Genomic DNA, 11,881 nt, shown 5'->3' with positions numbered 1-11,881 from the left:
GGGATGGAATAGGATGACAAAAAAAAATTTAGGAGAATTTCTCGTCGACAGGGGTGTTCTGGGCCGGGAGGAACTGGCTGCCGCTTTGAGAGCCCAGCGCGGTTCAAAGAAAAAGCTGGAGGAGTTGCTTGTCGACCAGGGATACCTGCAGGAAGCCCAGCTAACCCCTTTGCTGGGTGAGTTTTTTGATATGCCGGTCTTTCCGGCGGACGAGGTCCGGTTTGCTCCCGAGGTCCTGGCCACGGTGCCCAGGCCGGTGGCGCTGAAGCACAATATTATTCCGGTGGCTCTAAAAGAAAACGACCTGTTTATCGCTTGCTCCGAGCCGGCCAACAGCGTAATTCTGGAGAACTTGCGCCGGCTCACAGGCAAAAGGCTGCATCTCGTCCTCATGAGTTCCTCCGGGCTTGCCGGGGTTTTACGGCAGGCTTATTCCGAAGATACCGGGGATGCGGTGACGGCGGATGAGGAAACTGCCGTCACGGGAACGGACGACGCCATCAAGCTTTTAGAAGGATTGATTATTAAAGCGGTTGCCCAGCGTGCTTCCGATCTGCATTTGGAGCCGTTGAGCGACGGTTTGCGCGTCCGTATGCGGGTTGACGGGATGCTCAAGACCGTGGACCGGATGCCGGCCTCCGTGGCGCCGCTGATTATTTCAAGGACCAAAGTACTGTGCAATATGAACATCGCCGATAAGCGCAGTCCCCAGGACGGAGGGTTTGTATTCAGTCAAAACGGAAGCGGCGATTCTATAAATGTAAGGGTTTCCACCCTGCCCTGCGCTAAAGGGGAAAAGGCTGTTTTAAGGTTTTTGCCCTCCCAGGACCGTCTGCTGGGAATCGAAGACCTGGGGATGGAAGAAGACGCGCAGGAGTCCTTTCGCAGCCTGCTGGATCTGCCCCACGGGTTGATCCTGGTTACCGGACCCACGGGAAGCGGCAAAACCAACACACTTTATGCCGCGCTTAAATACCTGCGCAGTGACGGCGTGAATGTTACCACCATTGAAGATCCCATTGAACTTCAGATGGAAGGCATTACCCAAACCCAGGCGGATTATTCGTCCAAAAAACTGACCTTCAGCAGCGCCTTGCGGGCTATTTTAAGGCAGGACCCCGATATCATCATGGTGGGCGAAATCAGAGACGGGGAGACCGCCGGTCTGGCCCTGCAGGCGGCCCTCACCGGCCACCTGGTGCTCTCCACCCTGCACACTAATGATGCGGCAAGCGCGGTGGAGCGGCTTGTGGACATGGGCTGTGAGCGTTACCTGGTGAATTCCTCCCTGCGGGCAGTGCTGGCTCAGCGCCTGGTGCGCGTCATTTGCCCCAAATGCCGCCGGAAATATGCGGCAACCTCCGATGAATTGTCGGCCCTGGGGTTGGATCCCGGGCACGGTGAGGAGTTCTATAGCGGCCGGGGCTGCACTTATTGCCAGGGAACCGGCTACCGGGGAAGAATAGGGATTTTTGAACTGCTGTCGCTCGATCAAGAAATGCAAAAACTAATCAGCGGCGGTGCCGATACGGTAGCCATCAAAGAACAGTCCAGGGACAAAATGCGCACCCTGCGTGAGGACGGCATCATCAAGCTGCGCAGGGGAGTGTCCAGTGTTCCTGAAATTTTAAAGGCCGCCAGAGAATGGTAGGCTAAAAAGAGTTGAAGTGAGTTCCTACAGGCGTCATGCGCTTAAGGCTGCTTCAAGAGGCAGGTGTAAGATTTAATGCCCCAGTACAGTTACCAGGTTGTCGGCCGTGACGGGAAAACGGCCAGGGGAACATTTTCGGCCGGCAGCCTTTCGGAGGCCGTTTCAGCGCTTAGAGGTCAGGGTCTGGCCATCACCAGCATTAAAGAACAGGAAGGGCAGGCGGCTGCGAAAACTGCGTCCGTACCTTCCGTCAATCTGAACGATTTATTAATAAGGCTGAGCCGGGTAAAACAGTCCGACGTGGTTATTTTGCTCTGGCAGCTGGCCGCCCTAATCACGGCCGGCGTTTCCATCGTGGCTTCCCTTGTTGTCCTGGAACAGCAGTCCCGGAACAGGCGGCTGAAGTTCATATTGTCCTCTGTCCGGCGCGACGTGGAAGCCGGAAAAGCTTTAAGCGACGCGATGATACAGTTCCCCGGGACATTCCCCATAATGGTAACGAGCATATTAAAAACGGGAGAAACCACCGGTTTGCTGGACACGGCAATGGAGAGGGTCGCTAAATACTGGGAAGAAAGGCTGGAGCTTATGCGGAAAGTTATCTCCAGTTCTCTTTACCCGGCAATCGTTCTGTTAGTGTCTTTAGGGGTAATTATATTTATGGTGAGTTATGTGCTTCCCAAGTTAGCTCCCTTTCTGGAATCCATGGGCGGGGAAATGCCCTGGAATACCAGGCTTCTTATTGATATAGCCGGCAACGCCTCGGCGAATCTGGGCAAACTGGGGATCGGCCTGGGTTGTTTGGTGGTTGTTATGGCTGTGGTTTATTATTTACCGGCCGGCAGGTATTTTATCGACCGGTATAAAACGCGCATCCCGCTGATGGGGCCAATTTTCCAATACACCGTTGTAGTCCACTTTGCCAAGACCCTTGCTTTGCTGGTTAGCAGCGGGGTGTCTGTATTGGAGGCGTTAAAGGCTACCCGTGAAACCATCAGCAACACAGCGGTGAAAAAAGTCATCGAACGGATGGTCGACCGGGTGCTGCGCGGGGAAAATCTTTCTGACCCGCTGTTGAGAGCCGGAAATTACTTTCCCCCGATGGTGGGCAACATGGTCAAAGTGGGGGAAGAAACGGGCAGTGTGGACTCTTCCCTTTTGATGGTGGCCGATATTTACGGAAAGCTGCTGCAGGCAAAAATAGATAAAATGATCAGTCTCATGGAACCCATTCTCATCGTGGTGCTGGGCGGGATTGTGGGATTTATCGCCGCGGCGCTGGTCGGTGCCATGGTAGCCGGTTACGGCAATGTCCAGTAGACTATGACGAAAGTTCCGGCCTGTTCATGGTAATCCGGTCTATCGGCTGAAAATAATATTATTAAAAGATAAGGTTTGATTATGTTAAATAATATACTGGTTTTTTTATTAGGGTTGTGTCTGGGCAGTTTTCTGAATGTGTGCATTTACCGCATACCCCGGGGACTGTCTGTGGTTTTCGGCCTGTCGGGTTGTCCCAACTGCGGCAGCGGTATTAGAGGGGTGGATCTGTCGCCTGTTTTGGGCTACGTTTTATTAAAGGGAAGGTGCCGCAACTGCAGGGCCGCCATCAATCCAAGGTATCCCCTGGTGGAATTGTTGACCGCCGTTTTGTTCCTGGCCTCTTATCACTCCTGGGGGGCGTGTTATTATACTGTTGCCGTGTGGATATTTTTATCGGCTCTGGTTGTTGCTGCTTTTATTGATTTGGAACACGGTATTATACCTGATCAAGTTGTGGTTGCAGCCCTTGTCCTGGGAGTGCCGGTTTTATTTTTGGCATCCCCGTACAAACTCATCAGCGGACTGACCGGATTTGCCGCTGCGGGTATTATTATGCTGGTCATAGCCCTGCTTGCCCCGGGGGGGATGGGTGGCGGGGATGTTAAACTGAGCGCTGTTATCGGTTTATACCTTGGCTGGCCCAATGTGCTGGCGGGGTTGTTTTTAGCTTTTTTATCCGGCGGGCTGGTGGGAATTGTACTGTTATGCAGCGGACGGAAAAAAAGAAAGGACCACGTCCCTTTCGGTCCTTATCTGGCCCTGGGAGGTGTGACGGGGATCTTTGCGGCAGACAGGTTGATTAATTGGTATATGACACTGTTTTGAACAATCTTAGGTGGAACAATAATCCGGGCAAAGAAATTTTGGTATTAAAGAACGAAAGAATAATACTGTATAAAATATTAATTGAAAACATAAATCAGCCTAATGATATTAAAAAATACATTGAGAATTAATTGATAAATATTCTTAACATGGAGTTGCAGATTATTATGATGTTTAGGATTTTGCAGGAAATTATGGTGAGCGGTTGGGTAATACAGTTTATTTAGAGAATGCTCAAACCACGGATAACACATGCTATTTACAGTATTCAAATGCTGGTTTTATACATATAATCCCATGATAACTAATTATTTTATGACTTAGCTACTACTGATGGACAGAGTGTGAAAGTTATAAACTACTTAATAGATTTCCGGCGTATTACCGAAGATAATTTTAAAGTGCAAGGGGTAGATAAATTGGATGATAGCATGGTTTGAGAAAGGGGTAAAAAAGAAAAGAAGTATAGGCTGCGTTGTATGGCCTATGAAAATTTTTCTTGCATTAGTGATAGTTTTTATTGCGTACAGACTATATGTAATGGTTGTACTAATGGGAGAAAAAGACAGAATGGAACAATATCTAAAAGAAAAGTATGGGAAAGAGTTTGTGATTGAAAGAATGGGCTATTATCACGAATATCTTGGAGCACCAAAAGAGATAAAAGGTATTGTGCATCCCAAAGATGATAAAGAGTTCAAATTTGACATAAGAAAATTCGCAGACGGTCATGTGTGGAAATCGAGATATGTATATGTGCCATATAATGAAAGGTACTTATGGCTTCTATGGGCTAAACAAGCTGAAAAGCCAATAAAAGGTTTTATTAATAGTAACATGTTTGATGTAGTGGTAATACTTCCACATGAAGATATTGAGTCGGTACTCAAGGGAAAAACAATTGATTTATCAGAAGCAAAAAAACTATTTAAGAATAAACTTTCTTTAGAAATACAGTGTGCGTTGTTTGATAGTGGTCAAAAAGGTTCAGGGCAATCGAGACTTGAGCAGGTATTTGCAATTGTAAAATCGTGTAAAGATGATGATTTTCATGAAATATCATTGAGAGCAGTTTTTTTTGATAAGTCTTATGAGCAAAGTGTTGAAAAAGATTTCAAAAATTATATGAATAGTGCTGATCCTACATACCGGAAGATGAAAGTACAAGGTGCAATTAAAATTGAATACAGGATAACAAACATAAACAATGTTAATACGCCTGACGAAATTAACAACTATATCGATAATAACTAGGGTTTTAATAATGATTATATTATTTTGACTGATATTAGTTAAACTTAGGTATAAAACTATGGCAGTTACAGATACGCAATATATGATACTAAGTAAATTATCTTATACTGATATAGATGGTTTCAATGGTAAAACACTTCGCAGGTTGTGCATTTACATTACTGCACTTGGGACAGGCCCATTATTGCAGGCAGTTAGAGACAATAATGTTAGCTTTACAGGTTAATTACTGCCTGTTCAAGATTATTATGATGTTTAGGATTTTGCAGTAAATTATGGTAAGTAATTGGGTAATGCAGTTTATTTAGAGAATGCTCAAACCACGGATAACACATGCCATTTACAGTATTCAAATGCTGGTTTTATACATATAACCCCATGATAACTAGTTATTTTATGACTTTCACACTCTGTCCATCAGTAGTAGGTAAGACGTTAAGTATTGATGAAGCAGTAGATTTATATAAAAACAAAATTTCTCTTAGTATTAGTTGTGGGCTTTTTGTCGATTGTGAAAACAACAACTTATCCGAAAGCCAGTTAGATAGGCTTTACTCAATTATAAGAGCTTTAAAAAATAAGAACTTTGAAAATATAAGTTTAAAGATTAGATATTTTAATGAGGAACATAAGAATGAGGTAGAGAAAGATCCAGATAGATTTCTTTATGCGGAAGCTTCTTATTATCGAGAACTGAAGAATAAAAATATTATACTTTTTCAAATTAAGATTGAGGATATCGAAAGTATTAATCAGTTAGGTGATATCGTAAATTATATTCAGGAATAAAATAGTTGATAATGAAAATCATTCTCGCATAAGTTATAAACAAGTATAAAATTCAAGGAGGTATTTGGATGAAAAACTTTCCTAAGGTAGACATCAGTTATAAGAACCTGTATAACATTTTAATGGGACAGGTGCGGTCAAAGCTGCTGTTAACAGCTATTGAGCTAAAAGTTTTTAGTTGCCTGGCTGAAGCAAAACCGGCCAATGAGGTAGCCAGGCTTATCGGCGGAGATCCGGGCAACACGCGTTTTTTCCTGGACGGATTGGCGGCGTGCGGGCTTTTGGAGAAGAAGAACGGCTTGTATAAAAATAGTAATGAAGCTGAAGTTTTTCTTGTGGAAGGCCGTGATACCTATCTGGGAGAGTTTTTCATGAATAACTTCCACCGGTTCGGACAATTTCAAGAATTGACCGGGCTTATAAAAGAGGGACCTCCGCCGCCATCTTCTCGGGGTGATTTGGGCTCCGAAGAGATGTGGGCGCGGTCAGCGTTATACAATGCCAACTACGAAAGGGCGGGAATAGCGCAATATTTTGCTGAGCTTATCTCCCAGTTGCCGGAATTCGAGGGTTTTCGGAAAATGCTCGACCTGGGCGGGGGGCCGGGGCTGATTGGCATGGCCATTGTAGACAGGCATCCTTCCATGAAAGGGGTTGTTTTTGATCAGTCGGAGGTGGTTAAGGTGAGTCAAACCTACATCAAGGAGTATGAGATGGGAGACAGGATGGAGGTTATGGGAGGAAACTATTTAACCGACTCCATCGGGGAGAACTATGATCTGGTTCTGGCCATGGCGACTCTGAATGTTGCCAAAGAGAATATCGACCCCGTAATGAAGAAAATATATGATGCGCTTAATCCGGGTGGAGTATGTGTTGTGGTTACCGATGGCTTGACTCATGAAATGACCAGACCTGAAATTATGGTGCTGGGATGGCTGCCGGTGGCCATGCTGGGGTGGGACGTGGCGTTTGAACAGGGCTTTATAGCTGATGCCATGCTTCGGGCGGGTTTCAGGTCGGTGCGCGGCACTACCCTGGATATGGCCATGGGACCAATAGATATGGAAGTTGGCCGTAAGTAAACGTTTTGTACAAAATCCGTTTTAATACATACGGAGGTATTGGTATGAAAGAAAAAGCTATAAAACTTACCGTTAAGGATTTGGTTTTAATAGGCATACTGACAACACTGTTAACGGTTGTTGGTATGGCTGTCGGAGTGCTTACTATGCCGTTTATGGGATTTGCCTTAATAGCCGGAGCACCTTTAACAGGGATGGTTACCGCACCCATTTACCTGCTGCTTGCCTTTAAAGTCGGCAAGCGGGGAGTAATGCTGCTGCATTCGGTTTTACGAGGATTGTTCTATACACTGATGGGTTTACCCCATCTGCTTATTATCATGTTGCCTCTGGGTATTATCGGAGAGCTTATTATGATACCGGCATCCTCTTATCAAAGTATCAAACGCAATACCGTCGCATGGTCGGTATTTAACGCCGGTAATGGACTGCTCGGTCCAATTCTCCTCTGGATATTCGGGGGGCAGTATTTTTCCGAGCACTTTAGCAACATGTTTTCGGCAGAGCAGCTTGTTTTGATGAATCTGTATTACTTTGATCCTCTTATTTTGGCGGCCATCGCAGCTTTGGGCGCCGGCTGCGGTGCGCTGGGCTGCCTCCTGGGCTGGAGCATGCTGAAGAGGCACTTCATCAAATCGGGTCTGATACAGGGCTCAGAAATTGTGGAGGCGAAGTGAAAATAATGAATAATAGTGCTGGAGTAAAGAAAAAAAACGGCATTCCCCGTTTGTTGGAGATTGCGGGTGAAAAACGGGGGCTGCTCGTCCTTTCGGGCATATTGTCAATAATAAGCACCATGCTGATGTTTATTCCGTTTGTAGCTATATACTTTATAGTGGAGGAGCTTTTAAAAAACGCCGCCGATCCGGCTTTAAGCGATATGGCTGCCATTCGCCAGTGGGGGTTATGGGCTCTCTTCTCCTTTTTGGTATCTCTTATATTTTTTTACGGCAGCACCATGGCCTCGCACATATCGGCCTTCCGTATCCTTTACAGCCTTAGAATACGTTTGGCCGAGCATCTGGCAAAGCTCCCCATGGGCTATCATACACGACAGTCGTCAGGGGCAATAAAGAAAACACTGGAAATGAGCGTGGAGAAAATCGAGGGCTTTATTGCCCACCAGCTTCCTGATTTTGTTGGGGCTGTGGCGCTGCCCGTGATCATGCTGATGGCGATGTTTATCCTTGATTGGCGCCTGGCGCTCGTCTGTGCTGTTCCAATCATGGGGGCCTTTGGGGCGCAATTCACCGCTTTTTATGGTGAGAAAGGAAAGTTTTACGCAAAGGGCTACCATAACGCACTGGAGCAGATGAATGCCGCAGGTGTTGAATATGTGCGGGGGATGCCCGCGGTCAAGGTGTTTGGGCTTACGGTAAGCACCTTCTTGCGTTTTCATAATTCTATTAAGGATTATCGTGATTGGGCGGTAAAGATCACCAGGGTTTACAAACGCCCTTACACCGTATTTTTGACCATACTGGCATCCATCATGACCTTTATTCTTCCTGCGGGTATTTTGATTCTCAGCGGTCAGCCGGATAACCAGGCGCTTGCTTTAACCCTAATACTTTTCCTTGTTCTGGCCCCCGGATTGTCGGTTCCCATATTGAAACTGATAAATTTAGGCGGGAACATGAGGATAATTTCGGAAGGTGTGGAGCGAATTGACGATATTTTCTCCCAAAAGCCTGTTGCCGAACCAATGAAACCGAAATTGCCCGGGGATTATACCATAGAATTTGACAACGTCAGCTTTTCCTATGACAACAAGGATGCCGCAACCCGTACCGAAGCACTGTCCGGTGTATCCTTCACCGCGAAAGAGAAGGAAATAACTGCCTTGGTCGGACCCTCCGGCAGCGGGAAAACCACCATAGCTAATTTGATTTCCCGCTTTTGGGACGCAACCTCGGGCAGCATCCGTATAGGCGGCGTGGAAATTCGGGAAATGGGAACCGAAAACCTCATGAATGCCGTGTCTTTTGTGTTTCAGGATGTGCACATGTTCTATGACACCATAGAGGAAAATATCCGCATGGGCCATGCGAACGCTGCCGGCGCCCAAGTCATTGAGGCGGCAAAGGCGGCTTGCTGCCACGAATTTATTGAGCGCCTCCCTCAGGGTTATCAGACCAAAATCGGAGAAGGAGGCACCTATCTTTCCGGCGGAGAAGCACAGCGTATAGCCATTGCCAGAGCCATATTGAAAAACTCTCCTATACTGGTGCTGGATGAGGCAACAGCTTTTGCCGACCCGGAAAACGAAGCAAAAATACAAGAAGGGCTAAGCACACTTATTAGAGGAAAGACGGTAATTATTATTGCTCACAGGCTTTCCACAATCCGTGAGGCGGACCAAATCCTCGTGGTTAGTGAGGGGAAAATTGTGGAATTGGGCAGACATGGTGAACTAATCGAACAGAATGGATTGTACCACCGCATGTGGGCGGCTCATATGGATGCGGGGGCGTGGGCACTCTCTAAAGATAAAAAAACGAAGGCGGTGAATATATGATGAAAAACTTCTTTTACAATATATCAAGCGGCAATCCCAGGACACTTTTTATGCCCTGCTTCGCTTCTTTTTTAGATGGCATCTGCAAAATATTGCCGGCGGCGCTTATCTTTGATGTATTCAATACCATTTATTTGTCTTTTGCAAATCCTGAAACACCCCTCAATACCGCGAGACTTTGGACGGTATGCGCCATACTCGCGGGCTGGATGATTGTACAGTACATCGCCTCCGGCTTTGCTTACAGCAAAACCTTTACTACCGCATATGACGCGTCGGCGAGCGGGCGCATCACGCTTGCGGAGCATTTGCGCAAGCTCTCCCTGGGCTTTTTGGGAAGCCGTGATCCGGGTGACCTGACAACCATGATGCTGGGTGATTACACCGCTGTGGAAACCACCATTTCACACCATCTGCCGCAATTGGTCAGCGCAGTGGCTTTTCCTGTCATAGCCTTTATTTCATTGTTGTTTATCGACTGGAAAATGGCTTTGGCCATGTTCATTGCACTGCCGTTATCTTTTTTAATCGTATGGCTTTCCACCGGCTTGCAAATGCGTCTTGGCAAAAAACATGTGCAGGCAAAGGTGGACAGTGCCAGCCGCTTGCAGGAATACCTGCTCGGCATGCGGGAGATTAAATCACATAATATGAGCGGCGAGCGTTTTCATCGGCTTCAGGAGGCTTTTGTGCGTCTAATGAGGGAATCCATCCGGCTGGAGGGCATTATGGGACCTGTTATGATGGTGGCCATTGTCATTATGCGCTCCGGGCTTACCCTGATGGTTTTCACCGGCACTTTTCTTCTTGCGGGCGGGGAACTTACCCTTCCGGTTTTCCTTTTATTTTTACTGCTAGGTAATCGTGTATTTGAGCCGCTGACCTTGGTGCTTGTAAACTATGCCGAAATCCGCTATTTTGTTTTAAGCGCGGAGCGCATCATGCAAATCCGCCATGAAAAACCCCTGCCGGGCGAAAAGAATGCTCCTGCCGGAAACAGCATTGAGTTTCAGAATGTCACCTTTGCTTATGAGAACACCGACGTGCTTAAAGATGTGTCCTTTTCCATAACTCCGAAAAGCGTTACGGCCCTGGTCGGACCCTCCGGCAGCGGCAAGAGCACCATAACGCGTCTTATCGCAAGGTTCTGGGATGTGCAGGGCGGCAGGGTGCTGATTGACAGTAAAGATATTAAAGCTGTTGACCCGGAAAAGTTGCTGGCCCGCGTTTCCATGGTCTTTCAGGATGTGTATCTTTTCAAGGATACCATCCGTGACAACATCAGGGTTGGAAAAATAAACGCCTCCCAGGAGGAAATTGAATGGGCGGCCAAGCAGGCCTGCTGCCATGACTTTATCATGAAGCTGCCTCAGGGTTATGATACGCCTGTCGGCGAAGGCGGCTGCACCCTTTCCGGCGGGGAAAAGCAGCGTGTATCCATTGCCAGAGCGCTTTTAAAGGACGCGCCCATCGTGCTTCTTGATGAGGCCACCGCGTCTCTTGACCCGGAAAATGAAACCCAGGTCCAGCACGCTATTAGCGCTCTGGTCAGCAACAAGACCGTTGTTATCATTGCCCACCGCCTGAAAACCATAAGAGAAGCGGACAAAATAATCGTTTTAGAGGACGGAAAGGTAGCGGAGCAAGGGGTGCATGAAGAGCTGCTGGCGAAGAAAGGGTTGTATCACCGCCTGTGGAGCCTGCAGCAGCATTCGGCGGGCTGGAGCATGAAAGCATCATGAGCGCGAAGGTGATGTTTCATTTGGATCCCCGTACAAAACTGTTTGTTTTGATTTTATGCGGAATACTTGCTTTTATAATTGGTGACGCGGGACTGTTTGTTTTGATCGGTGCCATGACGGTTTATCTTCTGATCCAGGGGATGATCAAAAAAGCGCTGCAATACCTGCTGGCTTTCGGCATTTTGTATGGTGTGCAGTATATTATTCACGCTTATGTGCCGGGGGCCGCTGTCATATTCGGGTTTATGGCGTTTTTCGCGGCGCGTTTTATCCCCGTAACCATGGCGGCTTCCGCCTTGTCCGCGTTGCCTCCCGGTGAATTGATTGCCGCGCTGCAGAAGCTGCGGATGCCGAAAACAGTCGTTATTCCCCTGGCCGTGGGGTTTCGCTTCATGCCCTGTATTGCCAGGGAGTTTTCGGCCATACGCGATGCTATGCGCCTGCGGGGCATTTCCTTTGCTTCGGCAAAATGTATAAGAAATCCAACTATGACCATTGAGTGTGCTTTTGTTCCCCTGCTGATGCGAAGCCTGAAAATCTCCGATGAACTGGCGGCTTCCGCCTCTGCCAGGGGAATCGACAATCCCGGCGTCAGGACATGCCTGCGGCGCATTCAGTTAAGCCTTGCTGACGGAGTTGTTATGGCCGTGTTTTTTGTGGTGTGCGCTGTCGCGATGATATTTTTTACATAGGC

10 protein-coding genes are annotated in these 11,881 nt (G+C 47.3%); all 10 read left to right on the top strand.

All coding sequences use genetic code 11. The features are described 5' to 3' along the window. The first annotated feature begins 13 nt into the window (after positions 1-13). The 10 genes from DTOX_RS12995 (at position 14) to DTOX_RS12950 (ending at position 11,879) form a co-directional block, all read left to right on the top strand. On the top strand, positions 14-1,651 hold the full coding sequence (locus DTOX_RS12995) for a GspE/PulE family protein (RefSeq protein WP_015758141.1): 1,638 nt from the start codon (positions 14-16) through the stop codon (positions 1,649-1,651). Positions 1,652-1,726: 75 nt separating this feature from the next. Beyond that, a complete protein-coding gene (locus DTOX_RS12990; protein WP_015758140.1) occupies positions 1,727-2,971 on the top strand; it encodes a type II secretion system F family protein in 1,245 nt (414 codons plus the stop codon). 81 nt (positions 2,972-3,052) lie between these two features. Beyond that, positions 3,053-3,799 carry a prepilin peptidase gene (locus DTOX_RS12985; RefSeq protein ID WP_015758139.1) on the top strand — a complete coding sequence of 249 codons (747 nt, stop codon included), beginning with the start codon at positions 3,053-3,055 and terminating at the stop codon, positions 3,797-3,799. Positions 3,800-4,222: 423 nt separating this feature from the next. Further along, positions 4,223-5,053, top strand: a complete 831-nt coding sequence (locus DTOX_RS12980) for a hypothetical protein (RefSeq protein ID WP_015758137.1) — start codon at positions 4,223-4,225, stop codon at positions 5,051-5,053. A 396-nt stretch (positions 5,054-5,449) separates the two neighbouring features. Then, positions 5,450-5,842, top strand: a complete 393-nt coding sequence (locus tag DTOX_RS12975; protein WP_157862957.1) for a hypothetical protein — start codon at positions 5,450-5,452, stop codon at positions 5,840-5,842. A gap of 68 nt (positions 5,843-5,910) precedes the next feature. Then, on the top strand, positions 5,911-6,927 hold the full coding sequence (locus DTOX_RS12970; protein WP_015758134.1) for a methyltransferase: 1,017 nt from the start codon (positions 5,911-5,913) through the stop codon (positions 6,925-6,927). Between the two features lie 44 nt (positions 6,928-6,971). Beyond that, positions 6,972-7,604 (top strand): MptD family putative ECF transporter S component, encoded by a 633-nt coding sequence (locus DTOX_RS12965; RefSeq protein WP_015758133.1) that lies wholly within the window; start codon positions 6,972-6,974, stop codon positions 7,602-7,604. Positions 7,605-7,609: 5 nt separating this feature from the next. Continuing rightward, positions 7,610-9,445: an ABC transporter ATP-binding protein gene (locus DTOX_RS12960; RefSeq protein ID WP_015758132.1), complete on the top strand. Its 1,836-nt coding sequence runs from the start codon at positions 7,610-7,612 to the stop codon at positions 9,443-9,445. Beyond that, positions 9,442-11,187, top strand: coding sequence for an ABC transporter ATP-binding protein (locus DTOX_RS12955; protein WP_015758131.1), 1,746 nt, complete (start codon positions 9,442-9,444; stop codon positions 11,185-11,187). The genes DTOX_RS12960 and DTOX_RS12955 overlap by 4 nt, the downstream gene beginning before the upstream one ends. Further along, positions 11,184-11,879 (top strand): energy-coupling factor transporter transmembrane component T family protein, encoded by a 696-nt coding sequence (locus DTOX_RS12950; protein WP_015758130.1) that lies wholly within the window; start codon positions 11,184-11,186, stop codon positions 11,877-11,879. The genes DTOX_RS12955 and DTOX_RS12950 overlap by 4 nt, the downstream gene beginning before the upstream one ends. The last annotated feature ends 2 nt before the right edge of the window (positions 11,880-11,881 follow it).

It is taken from the genome of Desulfofarcimen acetoxidans DSM 771, from assembly GCF_000024205.1.
GTDB classification, from domain to species: domain Bacteria; phylum Bacillota; class Desulfotomaculia; order Desulfotomaculales; family Desulfofarciminaceae; genus Desulfofarcimen; species Desulfofarcimen acetoxidans.
This window is presented reverse-complemented; position numbering and strand designations above follow the sequence as displayed.